This window comes from Paenibacillus sp. FSL W7-1279, from assembly GCF_037969845.1.
GTDB lineage: Bacteria > Bacillota > Bacilli > Paenibacillales > Paenibacillaceae > Paenibacillus_AQ.
The window spans coordinates 1053023-1076417 of record NZ_CP150215.1 but is presented as its reverse complement, the minus strand read 5'-3'; the positions used below and the strand labels follow the sequence as shown (position 1 = coordinate 1076417).

The window sequence follows — 23395 nt, the reverse complement described above, 5'->3', positions numbered from 1 at the left end:
CCGTTGGTCGATACGCCTCTTCGTGTAACCTTCCTTTATTTTAAAAGCGCTTTCAAAGGCGGACTATACTATAATTAAAGCATTAACCTTAAAAACTTTAGAACATCCTCTTCTTGAACTCATTCGGTGCCATGCCCCATCTTTTTTCGAAATGCTTAAGGAATTGGTTGTAGTGGGTGTAGCCGACCCTTTCGGCGATTTCGCTGTTCTTCAGCTTGTTCTGCTTCAATAGCGTGGCCGCTTCCTCAATCCGCAAATTATGTATGAGTTCGTTGAAGCCAATCCCATTCTTACGCATCAGCAGCTGGCCGAGATAGACGGGATGCAGATAAAAAAGCTCCGCCAATCGCTTAATGGTCAGATTCTCGCGATAGTGCTGCCGAATATAATCGTTAATCTCCTGGATTACGCCTTGCGAATGCCGGGCCTGTTCCTTGAGAAGAAGCTCGATGCACTCTTCCCCGAAGCGCAGCAGCTCTCCCATCAAGTCGTTCAGATGGAAGGTCCCGTCCGTTAATCCAGCTGCATTGGATTTGGCTGCCAGGATTCGAGCTTCCGCACCTTCCGCCTCCCTCACCAAATCCATGATTTTATACAAAACATGGATCACCATTTTCTTCACGATCCCCGGCGCGATTCGCTGCTCCACAAACGTGGACGCAGCCAATCGGGCAGCCTCGCGGTATTCCTTCTTGTCAAGGAGCTCCACGGACCTGACGACATCATCCATCAGGCTCGTGGGGTAACGATAATGAAACGGCCGATCCCGTACCTCTTCATATGAAATCATCCCGCCGTACGCCTTATCGTAAAATTGATGCTCGATGGCTTCCCTGGCGGTCTCATAACAGCGACGGATCTGCACCAGAGACTGCTGGCCTTCTCCTACAGCCATAAACAGCCGCTGTCCTGCATAATGGCGGACCAGCTCGCGGATCGTGCCTGAGGGTACGATCCCGTTGTCAGGGGAATAACCGTACACCAAACCAAGCCGGTTCGGTTCCAGATCGATGACATACTCCGAATTCGCGTGGGCGGACAAGCGGACGACGGTTTCCCGGACGTCAGGAAACAAGGCAGGCTCTGCTTGGATCAGACATACGTTCCACACTTGATAGGCGGAGGATAAAACCTGAAGCTTCGACAGGCCGCCAGCCCGAAGCGGCATCTCCAGGAGCGTTTGCATGATCAGCGAAACATCCTCTTCCCTCTTGGCAATCGCGCTCAGGCTTAATCTGCGATGCTCCTGCATCAGCTCTGCATGAATCTTGCCAAGCTCCTCCTCGGCTTCCTCTGCAATAATAGGCTTCAGCATGTAGTGATGGATGCCGTGCCGCAATGCCTTCCTTGCATATTCAAATTCACTGTAGCCGCTCATGATGGCAAATTTCACACCGCTATCCCGGTGATGCTGCTGCCACGTTTCAATCATATGAAGCCCGTCCATTAGCGGCATGTTTACATCGGTAATGACCAAATCCGGCGCAAGCCCATGAATCATCTTCAAGCCTTCCACTCCGTTGTCCGCGGTTCCGCAGACGCTAAACCCCAAGCGTTCCCAATCGATCCACAGCGCCAGCCCTTCCAGCGCACCCGGTTCGTCATCGATCAACAGCACCTTGAATGGCATGGTTCTCCCCCTCTTCGCCTTCTAAATCCCGAGACTCCAACAGCCGGATCGGAATCTCGAATGAAACGGTTGTCCCTTGATTCGGGGTGCTGGCAATGTTGAAAATGACATGATCGTCGTAGTACAGCTCCAGCCGCCGATATACGTTTCGAATACCGAAGCTGTTGCCCGAGAACTGCTCGTTACGGACCGAGAGAATAATGTCCCGTAGCTTGCTTTGCTCAATGCCCTTACCGCTATCCGTAATGACGATGCGAAGATAATCACGGGCAACCGAAGCGCTTATGGTTACCAGACCCGCTCCATCCATCGCCTGCAGGCCATATTTGCATGCATTCTCAACGAGCGGTTGAATGCTCATTTTCGGAATTTTATAATGAAGCGCTTCCATATCGATGTTGAATTGATATTCAAATTTATCCCGAAAGCGGAATTTTTCGATTTTGAGATACATTTCGATAAATCTGATTTCCTCCTCCACGGAGACCAAATCCTCTCTCCAGCTCAGCAGTCTGCGAAGCAGCTTGGACAAGCTTTTGATAATATCCGTCACATCCGTATATTGGTTCTTCGTGCAGACGACCAATATCGCATTCAGGGTATTGAACAGGAAATGGGGATTCATCTGGCTCTGCAAAAAGTTCAATTCAGCCCGTACCCTCTCCATCTCCAGGCTTTTCTTCTGAATCTCCAGCTTGTACACATTGTTGATCAGGGAGTTCATCTTCGCTGTCATCTGATTGAAATTCCGGATGAGTCCGCCGATTTCGTCCCGGCCTTCGTCCAGTTCAATCAAGTCGAATTTCTCGTTGCTCACCTTCTGCATATGACGGGACAAACGCTTCACCCGGTAATTGTAGGACCGGAGCATAACGGTAATAAAGACCGCCGCAACCAGCGTAACAACCGCTGCCAATACAACGGTAAACAGCTGCATATCCAGCATGGCGCTCGTAATCCGGCTCCCCCGGTTGATGCCGATCAGCTTCCACCCCTTCACGTACCTGGCCGTTCCGATCGAGAACACATGCCGATCCTCTTCATCGTATTGCTCCAGGTCAAGCTTCGAATATGCGCTGTACTTCCCTCTTTCATAACCGCTGCTGGCCGACATAATAATCTCATTGTTCTCGTTCACCAAATACATATCCAGATAATCGCGTTCCCGTACAATAACGTCATAGATCTTGCTCAGGTCGATGTCGATGCGAAGCAGCTTCTCATAAGTGGAATAGCTATCAAAATAATCCATCTTCTCAATGACGCTTAAATACGGAACCGTCGAAGCCGAATTGCTTGCCTCCGTAGCCCTGTATGCCGCCACCAGCACCGGATGGGCCGAGCTCTTCCACAACGCATACCAGTCGCTCTCGAGCACATTATCGTTGATCACATGATAATTGCCGCCGGACACAATGGTGGAATTTTCGGTGAAGATGCTAATCCGCTGAATCTGGTTGTTAACCGGTATGTAGCTCGTTACCCGATTCCGGAGCTGCTCATCAAAGGTTTCGTAGAAGTCCAACTGGGACTCATACTCGCGATCGAGCATTTCGTAAAGGGTCTTATCCGTACTCAGCGCATGACTTACAGCCACCCCGCCGTCGATGAAATTATGAATATCCTTCCTAGCCCGCTCCATCGAGATATCGAGGTTCTGCTCCTCTCTCTCCCGGATCAGCTCCGACATCCGATCCATAAAGATGAGGTTGACCACCAGAATAGGCAGCAGTACACCAATGACAAAAATAAGAAAAAATTTAGTTTTCAACGGAATATCGTTGACGAAATTCCCCAGCCTGAACATTCTCTTCATGAAGGCACCCTCCCGGTTTAGCACTGCTTGCTTTCAACATGATTCTTGTAATTCGAGGGCAGAATCCCGGTTGTCAACTTAAACTTATGGATAAAATAGTCCGCGTTCGGGAACCCGACATGGAGCGCAATCTCGGAAACCTTCATTCCGCTCCGTTTCAGCAGCAGCTTGGCCTCCTCGATCCGCTTGTCATTCAGGTATTCCTTGAACGGCTTGCCAGCATGCTTCTTGAACAGCTGCCCCAAATAGGTGGCGTTCATATGGAAATGTCGTGCCAAATCCTGAAGCTGAAGCCGGCTCCGGTACTCCCGGTCGACATACTGAATCACTTGAAAAATGGTGTTGTGCTCGTTAAGCTTGCTTAACTCTTCCAGCTGCGAAGCGGCCTCAAACGCGAGCAACCGCATATAATTCTTCAACGGCGCTTTATGGCAAGCATCACTCAGATGACCAAGCTTCCTTTGCAGCCGGTCCATGAATAGATCCGGATCTCCATTCATCTCCGCGATTCTTCGACACAGCTTTAATTCCAGATCGGCCACATCGGCTTGAATAGCCCTCAGGTGGAGGGGATGATCGGTCATGGCCGCAAAAATCCGCGCCAAGCATGACTCGATGGACGCATGCTCCCCCGTCATAATGACGGAAAGCAATTCGTCCATCCATCCGAAGGGAAGTCCCCGGAGCCGCTCAACTCCTCTCGGCTCTTGGTAACAAAACACGCCGCTTCTGCCTTGGCTTCGCTTATCGTCGCGCACCTCCGAGCTTTGCCTGTAAAGTTTTCCGATCGCATGGATTCCTGCCCCTATGCCGCTTAAAGCCACGATAACCGGCCCTTCAAGCTCCCCGGCCAGAGCAGACTGCAACTGCAGCGCAGTCTCCATAACCTCATCCGGAGTCGAATGCTCGACATGCAGCACCACTCCGATGCTCCCGCTATTGTCCTGGAAGCATCCCAGTAAGCTCGGAGGCCCGTAATCGGCCATCCATTCGATCCAATCCACCCCCGTTTCAGTCATCCCTGTTTCAATCAATAGGCACTGCAGCAGCGGCTCGCCCTGGATTTGCATCGCTTTGCCGGCTTGCTCGGCCAAATCAGGGCTCAACTCGTCCCGAATGAGCCGGTTCAACAAATAATGGACGGCAAGGCCCGCTTTCTTCCGGTAGCTGCGTTCAGCGTCTCGTTCGTCCTGGATCTCATGGCTGAGCTTGGCAAGCACAGCCTCGATCTCCTCGTCATCAATCGGCTTCAGCAAATACTCGGCGACCCGTTGGCGCATGGCTTGATGCGCGTATCCAAAATCATCATATCCGCTCAGAATAACGAATTTCGGAGGAAGAGGCAGTATCCGTTTGCTGTGCTCAATCAATTCCAGGCCGTTCAGGACTGGCATGTGGATATCCGTCATCACCAGCTCGGGCTTCAACTGTTCCATTAACTTTAGCGCTTCCGGAGCACTCAGGGCTTCTCCGCATATTTGAAATCCAAACCGGTTCCAATCGATCATGGTTCGAAGTCCTTCCAGAACCCATGGTTCATCGTCCACCAGAAGTACATTGAACAATACCCTCGACCCCCTTCATGATATGTTAGATGTAAGCGCACTCATTTTACCTTATACTACCATACTAGTATATCTGTGAGAATATACTGCAGCTCCTCTGCTTTATATTGGTATCCTGTTCAGAACACAAATAACCCGTAAGCGGGGTTCCTGTACAAGAACTCCGCTTACGGGCTGCTTAAGCTCGCCTACCCCTTAATTCCGGATAAAGTAACGCCTTCAATAATATATTTCTGCCCGATGATATACACGATGAGAACCGGGACGAGCGCAATGGAGGCCCCCGCCATCATCAGCGTCCAATCCGTTGAATACATGCCCCGGTACAAATTCAGCATCATCGGCACGGTAAACTTATCCGTGCTGCTGAGAAATATCAGCGGGTTAAAGAAGTTGTTCCACATCCCGAGAAAGGTGAAAATCCCGAGTGCCGATAAAGCCGGTTTGATTAGAGGAAGCATGATCCGGGCGTAGATCGTCCAGCGATTCGCGCCGTCCACGATGGCCGCCTCTTCCATTTCCTTCGGAATGCCTCTGAAGAACTGCCGAAGCAGAAACACCCCGAAGGCGTTCAGCAGCGCAGAAGGGACGATAATCGCCAGATGCGTATCCAGCCATCCGATATTTTTCATGATCAAATAAAGCGGAATAATGGTCACTTGTCCCGGCACCATCATGGTTGCCAGAAACAGAATGAACAGCGGCTCCCGGAACGGGAACGTGATTTTGGCAAAAGCATAAGCCGCCATGGAGCAGGTAACCAGCTGTGAAACTACGACGATTATATTGATGTAGAAACTGTTGAAATACGCGCGCCCGAACGGCAGCGCCGTCAGCGAATCCTTATAATTGGACCAGATGAACGGGTCCGGAATCCACTTGGGCGGCACGACGAATACTTGCGACAAATCCTTGAGCGAGCTCAGCACCATCCACACAAACGGCAGGGCCATCATGCAGGCGCCTAGGATCAGCACGATATGCAGCACCACGGTGGACATCCTCAATCCCCGATGTATCATTCATTTTCCCTCCTTCCTAAAGGTTCGGCCATCAGTCTTCGTAATGCACCCACCGCTTGGACATCTTCATCTGGAACAAGGTGAGCGTCAGAATCATCACGAACAGGATGACCGCCGACGCCGTGCTCTTGCCAAAGGTAAAGTCCGCAAAGGCCGTCTCGTAGATGTGATAGACAAGCGTATAACTGGCTTTTGCCGGTCCGCCGGAGGTCATGACAAACGACTGGTCGAACACCTGAAAGGAACCGATGATGGACATGATCGTGACGAAAAAGGTCGTCGGCGATAACAGCGGAATCGTAATATGGATCAGCTGCTGCCATTTGCCGGCGCCGTCAATCTCGGCCGCCTCGTAATAACTTCTCGAGATGCCCTGAAGCCCGGCCAGGAACAGCACCATGTTGCCTCCCAGCCCCATCCAGACGCTCAGCAGGGCAATCGAAGGCATCACGTACCTGGAATCCGTCAGCCAGGAGGGGCCCGTTATCCCGAACCACTGCTGCAGGTACATGTTAATGAGGCCGAAGTCGGCGTTGAACAGCCACATAAACACGACGGCCACGGCAACGGACATCGTAATGTTCGGCATGAAGTAGATCAGCCGGTACAGAATCTTTCCGCGAACCCGGTTTAAACCCACCGCCACCAGCATGGCGAGAACGATGCCTGTCGGCACCGACAGAATCGTGTAATACACCGTGTTCACCAAAGCGATATGGAACTCCTCATCCTGAAACTGGGACACAAAATTTTGGAGACCGATAAACTTCTTCGCTCCCATGCCGTCCCAGTTCATCATGCTGATGACAAAAGCCGAGATCAGCGGAATCAATGAAAAGGCGATCAGGCCGATCATCTGGGGAAAGATAAAAAAGTACCCCCATAAACCGTCGGACGTCTTGCTCTTTAAGGTCGTTCTCCTCTCCGGAATCCGCTCCGGAGAAGGAGCGGCTCCGGAGCTTCCAGCAGGCTGCGTCTTCATTTCATCTCACCGTTCCTCCCCAGAGCTGGATCAATTCTTGCCGCTCTTGTAATCCTGAATTTTCTTGTTGGCCATATCCTGAATGTCCTTCAACGAGCTTTCCAGATCCTGATCTTTCAGCCACAACGCCTCGAACTTGGACGTAATATCCTGGCTAAGCCCGGGAATGCCGGCCTCGAACGGAGTCAGGGAATACCCGATCTCACGCGCGTCCAGGAATAACTGGGCATGCTCCGGCAGATTGCCTTCCAGCACCACTTCATCCGTTCCCTGTACCGACGGAACGGCATTGCCGCCGCCCTGCAGGCGGAAACGTTGACCCTCTTTACTTACGTACTCGGAGAAGAAGGTGTAAGCTGCTTCCTTATTCTTCGATGCCTTGTTCATCACCATGTATGCGGTCGGGATACCGGCCGGCTCGATTTTATTGCCGGTATTGGTTGGCCATGTGACCACGTCATATTCAAGTCCTTGATTCTTCTTGAACAGCGGTAGGTACCAGCGGCCTGCAGCAACGAATCCGACCTGGTTGGACATAAACATGGCATCCCCGCCCTGCCCTTTGGGAAGCGTGCCGGAGAAGGTAATGTTTTTGGATTTCACGTTGTCGTACAGGAAGCGGAACGCCTCCATCGCCTTCGGATCCGAAGCCGCTACGAAGTTCCCTTCGTCGTCGTATACTCGGCCGCCATTAGAAGTAACCCAGCTGTGATAGCTGTTCCAGGAGTTATCCAGCACGTAGCCGTACTTTTTGCTGTCCCGGATCTTGTCCGACATTTCCTTGAATTTGTCCCAGGTCCACTGTCCGTTCGCCTGAAGATCGGCCGGCATCTCGGTGATCCCTGCTTCCTTCAGCACCTTCTTGTTGTACCACAGCACCATCGGATTACAGTCCACCGGCACCCCAAAGGTCTGACCGTCCCGAACGGCTGCGCCCCACAAGCCTTCAAAATAATCCTCCTTCTTGATCACGCTTTCCGGTGCATCCATATACGGCGTTAAATTCTCAATGCTCTGATTCTCGATCAGTTTCACGACCAGGGCGTCCCCCGCATAGAAGATATCCGGGGCGGTCCCTCCTGTTAATTGGGTTAATATTTTCTGATCATACTCGCCCGGAATCGGAATAAATTCGACCTCAATGTCCGAGTGCTTCTTATTAAAGTCCTTCGTGAGCTCCTGAAAGCGGGTAAGCTCGCCGGGATTTCCCCAGGTCGCCCATTTGATCTTGACCTTCTCACCGCTTCCGGACTCCCCACCTTCTGATGTTCCACCGCCTCCACACGCTTGGAGTATGGATGATAGTAGAAGAATGATTGCAAGCAATGACCCTCTCACCTGTTTCCTTGTCATTTCATTTCCTCCATTCAAACCATATTTGGACTCGCTGGCAAGCTCTTGTAAACGCTTTAATTATAAAATTTTGACAAAAAGCTTTTGAACGGATTTTGTTCCGAAAAAGTGGATTCTTTTCCGATCCTATGAAATTCCCATTATTTTCGATGCTGTCCCTGGTATTCCGCGGGCGTCATGCCTACCATCTTCTTGAACAGTTTGCTGAAGTATTTCACGTCATTGAATCCGGAGCGATCCGCCACCTCATACACGCGCAGCGATGTGGTGGAGAGCAGCTCCTTGGCCCGTTTCAGCCGCAGATCAATCACATAGTCAATGAAGTTGTGTCCGGTGACGCGCTTAAACATTTCGCTAAAATAGTTGCGGCTTACGGCCACTTCGTCCGCCACCTCCTGCAAGGAGATCGGCTCGGCAAAGCGCGCCTTAATATATTGAACGGCCTGCAGCACGATCCGCTCATGCAGCGTGGATTCCGGTAAAGGGTGCCGCATAGCCTCCTCACGCAAGGTATGGAAGCCTTGGAGCACCAGCTCCTTCACTTCCTCCACCGAACGAAGCTTGCCCACTTCCCCGATCTGCGGAAGCGGCGGGCCGCCGGGAAGATGAAACATAGCAAGCAAGCTCAGAAGTTCCTCTGCTTCCCGGAGGACCTCCTGCTTCTTCATCCGTCCAGGCTGCCAGCGCTGCATGACCGACTGCAGCCGCTCTTCGGTTTTGACCATGTTTCCAACCGCCAGGGCAGCTCTTAGGGCATGCATCTCGGAAGCAGACGTCTTCTGGACCAAATCGGCATCGGTAAGAGGGAGCTCCTCTGCCCGAAGAATCTGTTGATCTCGATGGAAGAAGAGGCCCTCCAGGCTCTCGCTAGCTTCTCGAAACGCTTCCTGCAGCTTATCCATGCCGTTATATCTCCTGCTGAGCCCCATGGTGCATCGGATCGGCAGACGGATAGCCGCTTCGTGCTCTAAAACCTGCCGATTTGTTTCGTCCCCTAACGGCAAGCACACAGCGATCCGGTCCGTCTCCAGCCGAACGGCCAGCGCCTCCGGTACCTGGTCATATAGCTGTTCCATTAATCGCTCGATCTCGTCATGCCAATCCTTGTGCTGCCCCCCGGCCGTGCCAGCCCCTGGATCAGAATCAAGCTGGAGCACGGCCAGCATATAATCGCCGTTATGATTTCGTGCTTCCAGGCCGGCGATTGCGCCCGGCTCTCCGGAAAGGGCCTGAAAGAACATTTTCTCGGCGGCCTTCTTCTTATTCAGCCGCTGCTGCTGCTCATGCTCGGTCAGAATCCGCTGCATCTGCTTCTCCTCTTCCAGCTTCAGACGCATGTGATCAAGCACGGCACCCAGAGAGTCCGCATCGAGCGTCGGCTTGAGAATGTAATCGGAAGCACCAAGCCTGATGCCTTCGCGCACGTATTCGAAATCGCTATGACAGCTGAGCAGCAGTACCTTTACCCAAGGACAAAGCTCCCTTGTCCGACGGGTCAGTTCCAACCCGTCCATGACCGGCATCGCGATATCCGTGATCAGAATGTCCAAATCCCCGTTTACGATCCACTTCATGGCCCGCTGTCCATTCGAAGCCTCGCCCACAAGCCGGTAACCGTATTTCTCCCAGTCGAAGGTCGAGCGCAGCCCCGTACGCGCGATCGCTTCGTCATCCACGAGCAGCACTCTGTACATAATCGTCCCCCCTTTGTCTCGCAAACGTGATTGTGACCCGCGTTCCTCCGTCTTCCGGGCTTTCCACCCATACCCCATATCTGCTGCCGTAATACAGCTGAACCGTTTGGTGAACATGACGCAGGCCGATATGGGTCATGCCATGCTTGGAGTGATCCTGCTCATAGGACAGCAGTCCTTTTATTCGTTCAGGCTTAATGCCGATTCCATTGTCCTCGATCCGCACCATGACATCCTGCTGCTGCGATGTTATCCGGATCTGAATGACGCCCCTTTCATCAAGCGGGGCAATTCCGTGAAAGATCGCATTCTCCACGATCGGCTGCAGCAGCATCCGGGGAACATAAAGGCCCTCCATCTCCTCAGGGCAATCGATCCTTAACTCGATTTGGTGGTCATAGCGGTAATTCTGAATGATCATATATTTGCGAAGCAGCTCCAGTTCATCGCCAAGGCGTATGAACACCCCATTGCGCTCCAGGCTCCCCTCCAGCAGATGAACAAGGGCCGTAACCGATTGATCCACGTCATTCGTCCGGTTCAGCTTGGCCATCCAGCGGATCGAGTTCAGTGTATTGTAGAGAAAATGGGGATTGATCTGATACCGCAGCGCGCGGATTTCGGCTTTTTTCTTCTCGGACTCCTCCGCGGCGATGCGCCGGATTAGGAGGTCGATCTGCTCTATCATTTTGTTGAAGCTTCTGCCCAGCTGACCAATCTCGCTGGGTCCTACATTCTTGCTGCGGACCGATAAATCGCCTGCCTCGCTTCTGCGCATCAAGCGGCTCAGGTGAACGAGCGGATTGCCGATTCTCCGCGTCATGAAATAACCCATGCCGATCGCTGCCAGAATCGATCCGAATACAATCCAGACCGTGAAACTCCGGATGCTGGCGGAATCGGCCGTTAGTTCCTTCAGCGGCACCATGCCTACCACATGCCAGCCGTTGTTCAGGCGCGAGGGGATCATCAGCGTTTTGTTGTTGTTTAAGTTATATTCCGTCAAATCCGAGGGCAGCTTGATCCGGGACTGCCTCCCGTACATCGAAGGATCCGGATGATAGAAGTAACGATTCTCGTCATTGGCCACGTACATATACCCCGTGTCCCCGAACTGGACGTGGTTTAATTCATCGATCAGGACATCCCCCATAATCTCGATAAACATGACTCCGACAATCTCCCCTGTATCCCAGCTCCGAATCGCCCGACCTAGTCCGAAGACCGGAAATCCCATTCCCGTTTGCTTCAGGTAGGAGGTATCCGACAAGCCGAACCATACCGCCTGTCCGTTCGCCTCCAGAATCGATCGATACCATGGAGAATCCCACTGGTCCGGGATGGACATCAAGGAATCGGCACTGAGGACCGAATTGTTCCGCTGCACGTCAAACACGTACACGTCCAATATCTCCGGCGAGTTAATCATGATGGAGGTCAGCAGGTCCTTCCCCTCCTTCACCTTCAAGGTCAGGTCATACTTACTGATATTCTGATCCTCTAGTATGCCGTGAACCACCTTGCTGTTCAGCACCATCATCGAGGAGTCGTCCAGCTTCTTGAAGAACATGTTCAGCTTGTCACTGACTTGGGTGATGGTGAGGGAAGCCACTTTACTGACCTGTTCCTCCACGATCGAGGCCGATTTGTTATACGACAGGAACCCCATAATGAGAACCGGGAGTGTTGTGCCGATGAAAAAAAACAAAAACAGTTGAGTGACAATGGAATGAAGACGATGATATCCCCGCATACAAACTCCCTCCGTTTCATAAAATGAAAACTGCGAACCTTTTACGATAGCGCTTACATAACTGTTTGACCTTCTTTCTTCTTCCTTTTCACCTTCTGCCTTTCCCTTACCTCCTTCTCTAACATCCCGCTCCGGAGCACCATGAAGGTCCTGCTGTATCCCTCGCTCCCGGGTGTAATCATCGTATTATGTTTTCATGTCGATGTCCCTAAGTCCATCTGCTTATGTTTGGGCTGCGCAAATAAAAAAAGAGATGGACCCGAAAATCTCGGGTCCATCTCTTTATATGTGGATATAATGCCGCCTTCTAGGCTTAGTAAGCCAGTGTAAACAAACCGTTGATGTGAGACAGGTAACGCATGTTACTTGCTTCTTTCATCAAGGTTGCAGGCAGACCTTTCAATTGGGTCTTGTTAGCGCCAATGGTACCGATGGCATCTTTACGTCCCAAGCTGCCGAGCGTACCGGAGAATACCGGTGTGAACGAAGCTGGTGCGCCGCCGTTCAATTGAGCGAAGATGTTGTAGCCGATCAGCTCGCCCATTTGCCATGCAAGCTGTGCCGTTGGCGGGTATGGACGACCTTCAGGTCCCATAACCACCGCGCTGTCGCCTGCAACGTATACATCAGGGTGAGATGCGGATTGCAGGAATTCGTTAACAACCGCACGTCCGCGATTGACTTCGATGCCGCAGTTAGCCACAACGGAGTTGCCCTGTACGCCGCCAGTCCATACCAATGTGCTGGTTTCGATCGTGCTGCCGTCTTTCAGTTCAACGGTTGTACCGTCCATTTTGGTAATCGGCAATCCGGTCAGGAAGTTCACGCCGCGTTTCTGCAGGCTTGTTGTCGCGCGGTCAACCAATTCAGCAGGGAATCCCGGCAGAATCGAAGGAGCTGCTTCAACACAATAAAGGGTGATTTCTTGTGGGTCGATACCGTATTTGCGAGCCAGCTCGCTTCTCATATCAGCATATTCACCAACAAGCTCAACGCCTGTCAAGCCGCCGCCGCCAACCACGATGGTAGCGTCCGCTTTGTTTTTCGTTTTGCTGTATTCCGCAATACGGGACTCCACATGAGCACGCAGACGATTAGCATCGTTCACGGACTTCAGAATGAAGCTGTTCTCTTGCAGTCCCGGAATGCCGAAGAATGCCGTTTCGCTGCCCAGTGCGATAACCAGGGCATCATAGGTGAAGTTTCCGCCGTCATCGAGGGAAACCGAACGCTCATCCGGCTTGATTTCCTTAACGTTGCCGATGCGCAGGTCAACGTTCGCGCCGCGCAGAAGCTTGTCGAGCGGCAAAGCTACTGCTTTCTCTGCGATGTTGCCTGCTGCCAGACGGTGCAATTCCGTAATGATCTGATGGGTTGGGAAACGGTTGATCAGCGTGATTTTTGCAGCAGCACCAAAATGCTCGCGTGCAGAAAGCGCACTAAGCAAGCCGCCATAGCCTCCGCCCAAAATTAAAATATGTTTAGACATGACCATCCTCCGTTCTTCGTATGATTATGGATTAACGCTTGTTTTGTTGGTCGCGATCGTTAAGAACGTCCAAAAAAGCCTGAGCATAGCGAAGACCCTTTTGAACCTGAGGATCTTTTAGCATTTTCATCAGACCAAATACGCCGATCTGAGCTTGGTCGCCTTGAGCGTGTACACGGTCTCCGGCTTCGATAGCTGCAGATGCAACGCTTTTTGCTGCTGTCGTGATTGGCTTCGCGAATCCGCTAAGGGAAGCCATGGTGTCTTCCGCAAGCACGGGATCCGTAGCTACGGATTTACCGAAGTCATAAGCTTTAGTCATGACGGTCAGCATTTCCGTAAGTTTTGGAAGATTGTCCACGAGAGTTGTGAGGGATTCCTGAACCTCGGGCTTGAGCAGTTGTTCGAGCAGCACATCAGGACGGCTGGACGCCGCAGCTTCTTGGTTTCCTACAACATTTTCCGGAGTTTCGGACGGCTGTGGAGAAGATGTTTCTGTCATAAAGAATTGCCTCCTTTTCTTTAAGTGAATTCCCAAGATGAACTTGGCGACGATCGAACCGGCTAGCTTTAATTTTGGGATAACCGGTATCTATTATGCATCACTTACAAAAGTGCGAACTTATGGGTGACTCACTATCGCCAAAAATAAAGCAGGGGGAAACTTCCCCCTCCTTTATTCGGAAACAATCTTAGGGATTGTGATAAATATCTCTAAGTACTAGTCTATAACTTGTGAAGCATAATTACAAACATAAAATGCAATTTTCGACTACAAAGTTAGAACGCGATACTCGCTTTCTTCATATGTAACTCTTGTAACAGGGCGGCCGGAAAAGTCAAGCGCTTCCCGAAGCGGGATCCAAGCCGTACCGCCGATCAAATGAATATCCGAAGACACCGGTTTGCCTCCTGTTTGCATGGGGAATAGCAATCCACCCACCGGGTCCGCTTCCCAGCGATTCCCTGCAAGTGTCACCTGCACCGTCTTGTTGTGAGACTTCCAGGTCACGCTTCCGCCGAGCCGCTCCACCAGGGAACGCAGCGGTACCATCAACCGGCCGTCCACCATTTTGTATTCACCTGCCGCGAATGCAGTCTCCATTCCTCCAAATTCCACAGCGAGCGTTCTCCCGGTCTCAAATAGCGCGGCATTGGCTGTGACATGTTCGCGAATCCACTGCTTTGAAGGCTGCGAAGCCTTACGTGCACTCTGCTGTGCACGAAATTGAACAGGCTGGACTTCAGTAGACAATACGTCAAAGGCATAGCCTTGCTTTTTATAATAGGAAATAATCTCCGGCAGGGCCTTGACGCTCTCAGCATGCCCTTTACCGTCATGAAGAAGCACGATCGCCTCATTGCCATTCACTTTCGTGGTTGCCCCTTTGACGATGTCTTTAACCGGAACGCCTCGATACTTGGAATCGCCGCTGTCGACGTTCCAATCGAATACATGATATCCCCCCTGCTTCATGTATTGAAAATAGGCTTCATCAAAATGTCCGGCCGTCCCCCCGGGAGCTCTGACCAGCTGCGGCCGTTCACCCGTAATTAAACGAATGATTTCCTCCGTTTTCTTAATCTGCCCCCAGAAATCCTGAAAATGCCCGTAGAGCTCGTCATAACGATGATCATATGTATGATTCCCAATCACATGGCCTTCCTCATAGATGCGGTTGATAATTTCGGGACGGGTCTCCGCCTCCTTGCCCAGTACAAAAAATGTGCCTTTAATTCCTTCGCGCTTCAAAATATCCAGAACATCCAGCGTCAGATCCGATGGCCCGTCGTCAAATGTCAGGTATACCGTTTTGTCACTTTGTTTCTTATATTGAACAGGTGCGGCGTTCACGGCCGGTGTATTCTTGAATGCAGTCGTGACGATTGGCAGGCTGGCCTCTTCGGGCTTAACCTGTACATCCTGCCGAGTTACTGTCATTGGCGCCGATGCCAGAGGAGCCTGTTCCACATATATGTCTATCGACCGCTGGACCTCAAGCCCCATACCGATCATGATCAGCAATGCCAACACGCCGAAAAATACCGCAATTGATGTTACCCGCACCATATTTTTCATTATCAACTCTACCTCCATCGTTTCTATGAGTTCGGCTTCCTGATAGATTATATGGAGGGCGTTTCAAAAAAAGACTAGGATTTGATATTTTACAACCGGAAGGGATGATAGAACATCCGGGCAAACAAGAAAATGGTACGTTCGTTCGAGTCTTCTCCGTTTCTTCCGGCAATGTCGTATCCGCCCTCCTTGAGAGCAACGGAACCTTCTTGGGGCAATGCCGTGAACGCGCTAAAAGCCCATGTGACTGGGCCCTGGAATCGACGGGACCAGGCGAATGACGGCAACAGGCGAATGACGGCAACAGGGCATGGTACTCCCAAACAGCTTGATTCTCCTGGATTAGCGGTACTTGATGATATTCGAGGACTGTGGTTCCGCTATTCCTTTGTTTTCTGCCCTTTAATGGAGGTATGAGGACATGAGATCCGCTATTGCAAGATATTGCGGGCTAAATTCGTGATTTTGGGTGTATTAACGGATCCTCTGTCCGGATGGCCTACCAAATGGATCGGTTATCGGTAAATAGCGGATCGAGTGTCCAAACGGGCTCAAAAACAGCTCGTTTTTACAGCATACAGCGGATCCTATGTCTGCCGGCCCGAAACAGCTCGTTTTCGGTAAACAGCCAAACGCGGGCGAGCCGCTGCGAGAGCCGGTGGCCCCCTACTCTCCCTTCGCCGACCTATACCTCTGGTCTTATTTATTTGACGGATTGTCAAGCCAAGTGCGACAGCTCTGCCATGAACGATTCGTGAGCAGACTTCCAACCTAGACACTTTCGGGGCCGGAGGTTGATGAGGCGGATAGCATCGGCCAGTTCCTCATCGGTAATTTCAGCGAGATCATGACCCTTTGGAAAAAACTCTCGAAGTAGGCCGTTGCTGTTCTCGTTGGATCCACGTTGCCATGATGAGTAGGGATCAGCGAAATAGACATCCACGCCATGAAAGGTTTCTAGCTGCTTATAGCAGGCGAACTCTTTCCCTCGATCCGCAGTAGCCGTCTGGAATGTCCCTTGGGGGTACTGGCTTGCAACAACGCCAAAGGCCACCTCCATGGAGTGGGCCGTACGGTCAGGCATCTTCACAGCTACGTAGAGCCTTGTTTTACGCTCGATGAATGTAGCGGCACAAGCGCGACTGTTACCACGACTGGAGACTACTGTGTCCAGTTCCCAGTGCCCGAATGATTCTCGTTTACGGATCTCTTTGGGGCGCTGACTAATGGTCTTTCCCACGAGGAAGCGCCCACGTGTCTCAGTGGGCTTACGTCGCTTCCCTTTATGGCGCAGTACCTTTACTTCACCTGCAGCAATGCGCTTCGCATATAACCAGCGGTAGATTGTCTTAAAGCAGACAAAGGGTTTCCCACTCATACGACGTTCTTCGGCGATCTGTTCCGGAGACCAAGTTTGCGCAAGCTTCGCTTCTAATTCCTGGGCCAGCTCCGTAGTAAAACTTCCTGCAGGTCTGCTAAACATTCGGCGTTCGTGGTAAGCCGAATGTGCGCGTTGCGCGGAGTACACGCCATCTGCGTCTACTCCGCGCAACCGTTCTCTAGCAATTGCAGAATGATGCCGTCCTAATTCTTTTCCGATGGCTCGGTTTGACCATCCTAAGCGTAGCAAGATTTCTAGCTGACTGCGTTCGGTTATGTTAAGATGAGTGTAACCCATGGGATGATTCTCCTTGTGTGAATGGTGTGTGGTAACTTCATTCTACACGAATTGTTCCCATGGGCTATTTCTGTTTAGGTGTCGCACTTCATATTACAATCCGTCATTTTAAAAAAAGGTCCCTTATCATGCCTGTTCAGGCATGCTGAGGGACCGTTCTTCATATAGCTATGACAGCACGGCTGCGAGAACCGCTTCGACATGACCTTTTACTTTCACTTTCCGCCACTCGGCGGCCAGCTTTCCCTGCTCATCAATTAGGAAGGTCGAGCGTACAATACCCATATACTCGCGGCCGAACATCTTCTTCATCTGCCACACGTCAAACATTTCGCTTACCTTATGCTCCTCATCAGACAAGAGCAAGTAGGGCAGGCTATGCTTATCGATGAATTTGGCATGGGATTTCAGAGGATCCGGGCTAATCCCGATCACGACTGCCCCTGCCTGCTCCAAGCTTCCATAATGGTCCCGGAAGCTGCAAGCCTCTTCCGTGCAGGTTGGGGTCATATTTTTCGGATAGAAGAACAGCACGACTTTACGTCCACGAAAATCGCTTAAAGCTACCTTCTCCCCGTTCGAAGCCGGAAGTGAAAAATCCGGCACCAGGCTTCCAACTGTCAACTGCGTTTGATCTGCGATAAGTCTCAACTCCTAAAATACGGACTTTAGTCCCGAAAATTGATTGTCTTTTCGAAAAAAATTATAATAGAATGAATGTCGAATGTTCAAATGTTCTATCGAATTCATTCATCAGCGTAATCCGAAAGGAAGAACACAATGACCAAAAAAACAAAGAAGACGATTATATGGAGTGTCAGCCTCATCCTTGCCGCTATTATTGGTTATGGCATTTATTATGCGGCATCGTTCTACGACGGCTTGCAAAGTCTTCAGAAATCAGGTGAATCCTCCCCTTTTCGTGAAATCGAAAAGGTAGATGCCAAAGTTCCGGCACCACCCGAGTGGGAAGGAACGGAGACGGTTAACATTCTGCTGATGGGCGTGGATGCGCGCGGTTTTGAGGAAGGCGAAATTCCTCGATCCGACAGTATGCTTGTTGCCTCGATTGATCCCGTGAAGAAGAAAATGCACTTATTCTCTATTTTGCGCGATACTTACGTAGAAATACCCGGATATGACCGAAACCGAATCAATACGGCCATTACACACGGCCCGAATACGGCCATGAAGGCTGTTGGCGATCTGCTGGGCATTCCGGTTCAATACTACGTCTATACGGATTTCCAGGGTTTCATGAAGCTGGTTGATTCCGTCGGCGGAGTTGATTTCTATGTTGAGAAGGACATGAATTATTCCAGTAAAGCAGACAAAAACGAATACGACATCGAACTGAAGCAAGGCATGCAGCATCTGGATGGCAATGCGGCGCTGCAATATGTCCGGTTCCGCTATGATGCGATGGGCGACTTTACCCGCACCGAGCGTCAGCGCGAGCTCTTGAAAGCCGTAGCCAAGAAAATGCAGACCACCACTTCCATCATGAAGCTTCCGGACATTCTGAAGTCCGTCAGCCCGTATATCGATACCAATCTCGATGTTGAGGATATGTGGAAGCTTGCGAACGTTGCCTACAAGAGTAAAATGAGCGGCAGCGAACAGGTGCCTCCGATGAAGCTCCTGAAAGAAGAACATATCGGCGGGGCAGCCGTTCTAACGGTCGGCAATTCGGATACGCTGAAACAGTATATCCAGGACATCTTAAATCCGCCTACGCCTGATCCTGAGACAGAAGGCAGCCAAGGTACGGACAGCAATTCTGAAACCACTGGTTCCGAGAATGACGATTCTGAGAATGGTCATTCGGATAGCTCTACTGTTCCATCTGCAACAACGGATCGTAACTAATACACTTACAGCAAGCAGGACAGGAGCTATGTCATTATAGCTGCCTGTCCTGCTTCATGAAGAAAGGAAGTTAATGATAATGACAACATCAAGAAACCGTTCAGAAACTCTATATCAAGAAGCGCTGCAGCATATCGTAGGCGGCGTAAACAGCCCCTCCCGTTCGTTCAAAGCCGTAGGCGGCGGTGCCCCCGTTTTCATGAAACGCGCGAATGGAGCTCACTTCTGGGACGAGGACGGCAATCGCTACATCGATTATTTGGCAGCCTATGGCCCGATCATAACCGGACATGCCCATCCGCATATTACGGCCGCAATCACGGCAGCTGCTCAAAACGGCACCCTCTACGGGACGCCTACGGAGCTTGAGATCACCTTGGCCAAAATGCTGAAGGCTGCCATCCCGTCCATGGACAAGGTGCGTTTCGTCAATTCCGGCACCGAGGCGGTCATGACCACGATCCGGGTGGCCCGCGCCTACACCAAGCGCAACAAAATCATCAAGTTCGCCGGCTGCTACCATGGCCATTCCGATCTTGTCCTCGTGGCAGCAGGCTCCGGTCCTTCCACGCTCGGCATTCCGGACAGCGCCGGGATCCCGGCCAGCATTGCGACGGAAGTCATTACCGTTCCGTTCAACGATCTGGAAGGCTTGCGGGCTGCCCTCGACGCATGGGGCGATGATGTGGCCGCCGTTATGGTGGAGCCGATCGTTGGCAACTTCGGGATGGTCATGCCGAAACCGGGATTCCTCGAAGGCCTATGCCAGATGACGCACGATAACGGCTCATTGGTCATCTATGACGAAGTTATCAGCGCTTTCCGCTTCCACTACGGATCTACCCAAACTTATGCGGGTCTGGACAATCACGAGGCGATTCAGCCGGATCTTACGGCGCTTGGCAAAATCATCGGCGGCGGTCTGCCTATCGGCGCCTATGGCGGCCGTAAACACGTGATGGAACAGGTCGCACCGCTCGGTCCTGCCTATCAGGCAGGAACCATGGCGGGTAATCCAGCCTCCATCGCCGCCGGAATCGCTTGCTTGGAGGTTCTGCAGGGTGAAGGCGTATATGAAGAAATGGAGCGCTTGACCATCAAGCTGACGGAAGGCTTGCAGGCATCCGCCGACCGCCACGGCATTCCGCTCACAATCAACCGCATCCGGGGCTCCTTCTCCACTCACTTCTGCGATCACCCGGTCACGAATTATGACGAAGCGCAGGACACCGACGGCGAAGCGTTCGCCGCTTTCTTCCGCCATATGCTGGACCGCGGCGTGAACCTGGCTCCTTCCAAGTACGAGGCCTGGTTCATGACCACAGCCCATACGGATGCCGACATTGAGGCTACGCTTGAGGCTGCGGAGGAATCTTTTAAGGCCATGAAGAATTAATATAGATAAATGCATAACCCGCGAAAGGAGATCTCCTCATGAAAAAGCGGCTGAACAAGTTATAACATGCTCCACGTCCCTGCCGTGCTTCAACGGTCCGAATTCGTGGACCTCCTGACCTGCCCGATTCAAATCGTGAGCAATCTAAATATGAATGCGGAGGCTGGATAACATGAGAAGCGAGCAAGAAATGATGGATTTGGTATTGGGCTACGCAGCCCGCGACGAACGGGTTCGGGCCGTTACCCTGGAGGGCTCCCGAACGAATCCCAACGTGCCTAAGGATATATTTCAGGATTACGATATCAGCTTTCATGTCACGGACATGGAGAGCTTTATTCAGGACCCGGATTGGATCGACGTCTTCGGTGAACGGATTATTCTGCAGACGCCCGAAGACATGGCCCTGTTCCCTCCGGATCTTGGAGGCTGGTTCTCGTACCTGATGTTGTTTACCGACGGCAACCGGATTGACATGACCCTGATTCCCATCGAGGAGAAGGAAAAATACTGCAAGGAGGACAAACTGATCCAAATCCTAATGGATAAAGATCAGGCGTTCCCGGCGATTCCGGCTCCGTCTGACGAGGATTTTTGGGTAAAGCGTCCGTCCGCAGCCTTTTTCGAGGATTGCTGCAATGAGTTCTGGTGGGTATCCACGTATGTAGCCAAGGGCTTGTGGCGGGAAGAAATACTGTATGCCCAAGACCACTTCCACAACATCATGCGGCCGATGCTGATGAAAATGCTGGAGTGGCAGGTGGGCGCCCAGACCGATTTCTCGCTCAGCGTGGGCAAGAACGGCAAGTACTTGAAAAACTACCTGTCTGCGGACAGCTGGAACGAGCTGATGTCCACCTACCCTCGCGGAACCTACGAAGAAGTGTGGGAGGCGTTGTTTACGATGGGAGCGCTGTTCCGCAGAACCGCGCTGGATGTCGCTGAGCAGCTGGGCTTTGAATATGATATGGGGCAGGATCAGCGCGTAACGGGCTTCCTGCAGCATGTCCGGCAGCTGCCGGCGGATGCGAGCGAGATCTATTAAGATATGCGGGACGTTGCGGTACCCTTGATTCAAATTATCGAATCAGGCAGTCGTGCTCGAGGAGGGCTGACCACTGGTCCAAGTCAACTCCCGATCGTAAGGATATGAAACAACAAAGAGAGATGCCGCTCCGGCGTCTCTCTTTGTTGTGCTGCAGACTTCTCCAAAATCCCATCCGCGGACAGCCGCTCCTTTACTTCAACCCGATCTTGGCGACTGCGCTCTCCTGCAAACAAAATTTATTGAATCCATTTGTCACATTTGTGCTTTGCCCAAACGTAATACAAATTGTAAAGGGGTGAAACCACTTGGATGAACCAGCATTCCATCAGATCGTTGCTGATGTTTTGAAGGGAGAGATCGACAAATATGAGCTGATCATGAACCGTTGCAATAAAGCCATCTTCAACTATTGCTATCACATGCTCGGCGACTATGCCGAAGCCGAAGATTGCACCCAGGAAGCTTTTCTGAAAGCTTACCGCAATCTATCTAAATTCGAACCGGACAAGCCCTTCGAAGCCTGGCTGTACAGCATCGCCTGCAACCAGTGCATCGACTACCTCCGCAAGCGAAAGCTATCCCGATTCCTCCCCTTTCTGTATCAGAAGGATCAGGATAACCGGCATGTCGATCAGGTCATCGAGCACAAATACTACAATCCATCCGTGCTCCGGGCGCTGGCCAGGCTGACCGCCGAGGAACGAAGCCTGCTCATCCTGCGCTGTGTCGAGGACAAGAGCTATCAAGAGATCAGCCTGATTTTGAAACACAACACGACCTATCTCAGGAAAAAATATGAGCGGGCCGCAGCCAAGTTCCGCAAACATTACGCCATGGCAGAGGGGGAAGAAACGAATGAGCAAGGACAACGATCAGGACCTGAAACCACTCTTTCAAAGGGTTGAACCGCCGGGGACGGCCCTCCAGGAACACGTCATGAACCAAATTCGGGAAAAACAACTTAAAAAGGAGCGATTTTTTGTGAAATACAAAGTTAGCATTCTCTTAATGGCCGGCATGCTGCTAACCGCATCGACCGGATTTGCCGCCGTACAGTACCATTCCTTAACCAACAGCAAAGGGGAAGTTCTCTATGAGGAGAAATCGGACGCTCAGGCGCCTTCACCAAAAAACTATTCAAAAAAGGAACTGAACCGCATACATCTCATGAACACCATCTGGGACGAACAGATCAAGCCGGGCGAAGCCGCCATCATTTATGTTGTACCGGATAATCCAAAGCATGTCATCGACATCAAATCCACTCCGCATGCCGTAAAGGATTTCGCCAAGCTGCAAAGCATGGTGAACGTGCCCGGTTTGCCGCTGGCCAAGGAACTGTCCGGTTCGGGCACATATACGTTCAAAAACGCCAGTGTGCACATGGAACGCGAGACTGATGTAACCCCGCTGACCGAGCAGGAAAAAGCCGACATCGCCAAAAAGCTGCTAGAAAAAGCCAAAGCCTCCGGGAAGGACTACGCTCTGATGCCGGTGAAGTTCACCGATCAATTCTGGCTTTCGACGGTATATTATGCCAGCGGCAATAAAAAAGTCTCCCTTACCATTCTGAATAACGGGGACCACGGGAGCGTGACCTCCTACTGGGACGAGAGCACGGGCATGACCAGCCGGAAAATCGAGATCAACGGGCAGGACGTGCTGCAAAAAACGTGGAGCGGCGGAAACTCGGAGCAGCTGGCGCAGCTGGACTGGGTCTATGAAGAACCAACCACCGGACATCACTACATGCTTTCGCTCAACTCTACCACGGGTGACATCGCTGCCGAAGAGCTGATACGCATTGCCAAGACAATCATTCCGAAGGCGGATTCCAAGTAAGCAGCGTGATGTCACTTGGCTTAGGGCTGTCATAATAGCAATCATTATACCAATATAAAAAAAGTCGCCTGTGGCAGTTTCGGGATCCGGACACGAATCAGGCGACCGTGTTTAAGAAGGGCTGACCTTTCGCCCGGCTTGAGCAACTATTTCCAAGGATATGAGAAAGCAAAGAGAG

At 51.6% G+C, this 23395-nt stretch carries 19 protein-coding genes; 5 read left to right on the top strand and 14 right to left on the bottom strand.

Going from position 1 to position 23395, the window contains the following annotated elements:
* Positions 1 to 97: 97 nt before the first annotated feature.
* The 14 genes from MKY82_RS04610 to bcp all read right to left on the bottom strand — a co-directional run bounded on the left by MKY82_RS04610 (position 98) and on the right by bcp (position 17713).
* Positions 98 to 1630, bottom strand: coding sequence for a response regulator (locus tag MKY82_RS04610; protein WP_339295576.1), 1533 nt, complete (start codon positions 1628 to 1630; stop codon positions 98 to 100).
* Positions 1602 to 3446: a sensor histidine kinase gene (locus tag MKY82_RS04605; RefSeq protein ID WP_339295575.1), complete on the bottom strand. Its 1845-nt coding sequence runs from the start codon at positions 3444 to 3446 to the stop codon at positions 1602 to 1604. Before MKY82_RS04605 ends, MKY82_RS04610 begins: the two co-directional genes overlap by 29 nt.
* A 17-nt stretch (positions 3447 to 3463) precedes the next feature.
* Entirely contained in the window at positions 3464 to 5011 is a 1548-nt protein-coding gene (locus MKY82_RS04600) for a helix-turn-helix domain-containing protein (protein ID WP_339295574.1), read from the bottom strand.
* A 188-nt stretch (positions 5012 to 5199) separates the two neighbouring features.
* Entirely contained in the window at positions 5200 to 6033 is an 834-nt protein-coding gene (locus MKY82_RS04595) for a carbohydrate ABC transporter permease (protein WP_100540217.1), read from the bottom strand.
* A 31-nt stretch (positions 6034 to 6064) separates the two neighbouring features.
* The gene (locus MKY82_RS04590) at positions 6065 to 7015 is read right to left on the bottom strand and encodes a sugar ABC transporter permease (protein ID WP_339295573.1); all 951 of its coding nucleotides are present in this window, start codon (positions 7013 to 7015) and stop codon (positions 6065 to 6067) included.
* Between the two features lie 30 nt (positions 7016 to 7045).
* Entirely contained in the window at positions 7046 to 8368 is a 1323-nt protein-coding gene (locus tag MKY82_RS04585; protein ID WP_071220850.1) for a sugar ABC transporter substrate-binding protein, read from the bottom strand.
* Positions 8369 to 8508: 140 nt separating this feature from the next.
* Entirely contained in the window at positions 8509 to 10062 is a 1554-nt protein-coding gene (locus MKY82_RS04580) for a response regulator (RefSeq protein WP_339295572.1), read from the bottom strand.
* Entirely contained in the window at positions 10037 to 11815 is a 1779-nt protein-coding gene (locus tag MKY82_RS04575; protein ID WP_113059338.1) for a sensor histidine kinase, read from the bottom strand. Before MKY82_RS04575 ends, MKY82_RS04580 begins: the two co-directional genes overlap by 26 nt.
* A 313-nt stretch (positions 11816 to 12128) precedes the next feature.
* Positions 12129 to 13304: an NAD(P)/FAD-dependent oxidoreductase gene (locus MKY82_RS04570; protein ID WP_071220853.1), complete on the bottom strand. Its 1176-nt coding sequence runs from the start codon at positions 13302 to 13304 to the stop codon at positions 12129 to 12131.
* 31 nt (positions 13305 to 13335) lie between these two features.
* Positions 13336 to 13806, bottom strand: a complete 471-nt coding sequence (locus MKY82_RS04565) for a DUF1641 domain-containing protein (RefSeq protein WP_071220854.1) — start codon at positions 13804 to 13806, stop codon at positions 13336 to 13338.
* 270 nt (positions 13807 to 14076) lie between these two features.
* Positions 14077 to 15384 carry a polysaccharide deacetylase family protein gene (locus MKY82_RS04560; protein WP_339295571.1) on the bottom strand — a complete coding sequence of 436 codons (1308 nt, stop codon included), beginning with the start codon at positions 15382 to 15384 and terminating at the stop codon, positions 14077 to 14079.
* 89 nt (positions 15385 to 15473) lie between these two features.
* Entirely contained in the window at positions 15474 to 15707 is a 234-nt protein-coding gene (locus MKY82_RS04555) for a hypothetical protein (protein WP_339295570.1), read from the bottom strand.
* 395 nt (positions 15708 to 16102) lie between these two features.
* Entirely contained in the window at positions 16103 to 17062 is a 960-nt protein-coding gene (locus MKY82_RS04550; RefSeq protein WP_339223120.1) for an IS30 family transposase, read from the bottom strand.
* 168 nt (positions 17063 to 17230) lie between these two features.
* A complete protein-coding gene (gene bcp / locus MKY82_RS04545) occupies positions 17231 to 17713 on the bottom strand; it encodes a thioredoxin-dependent thiol peroxidase (RefSeq protein WP_194540928.1) in 483 nt (160 codons plus the stop codon).
* Positions 17714 to 17842: 129 nt separating this feature from the next.
* Between bcp and MKY82_RS04540 the strand changes: the two genes are divergently transcribed.
* The 5 genes from MKY82_RS04540 to MKY82_RS04520 all read left to right on the top strand — a co-directional run bounded on the left by MKY82_RS04540 (position 17843) and on the right by MKY82_RS04520 (position 23217).
* Entirely contained in the window at positions 17843 to 18931 is a 1089-nt protein-coding gene (locus tag MKY82_RS04540) for an LCP family protein (protein ID WP_194540927.1), read from the top strand.
* Positions 18932 to 19010: 79 nt separating this feature from the next.
* On the top strand, positions 19011 to 20327 hold the full coding sequence (locus tag MKY82_RS04535) for a glutamate-1-semialdehyde 2,1-aminomutase (protein ID WP_339295569.1): 1317 nt from the start codon (positions 19011 to 19013) through the stop codon (positions 20325 to 20327).
* Between the two features lie 172 nt (positions 20328 to 20499).
* Positions 20500 to 21372: an aminoglycoside 6-adenylyltransferase gene (locus MKY82_RS04530; protein ID WP_194540926.1), complete on the top strand. Its 873-nt coding sequence runs from the start codon at positions 20500 to 20502 to the stop codon at positions 21370 to 21372.
* 308 nt (positions 21373 to 21680) lie between these two features.
* The gene (locus tag MKY82_RS04525; RefSeq protein WP_194540924.1) at positions 21681 to 22280 is read left to right on the top strand and encodes a sigma-70 family RNA polymerase sigma factor; all 600 of its coding nucleotides are present in this window, start codon (positions 21681 to 21683) and stop codon (positions 22278 to 22280) included.
* Positions 22231 to 23217 carry a DUF4367 domain-containing protein gene (locus MKY82_RS04520; protein WP_339295568.1) on the top strand — a complete coding sequence of 329 codons (987 nt, stop codon included), beginning with the start codon at positions 22231 to 22233 and terminating at the stop codon, positions 23215 to 23217. The genes MKY82_RS04525 and MKY82_RS04520 overlap by 50 nt, the downstream gene beginning before the upstream one ends.
* The last annotated feature ends 178 nt before the right edge of the window (positions 23218 to 23395 follow it).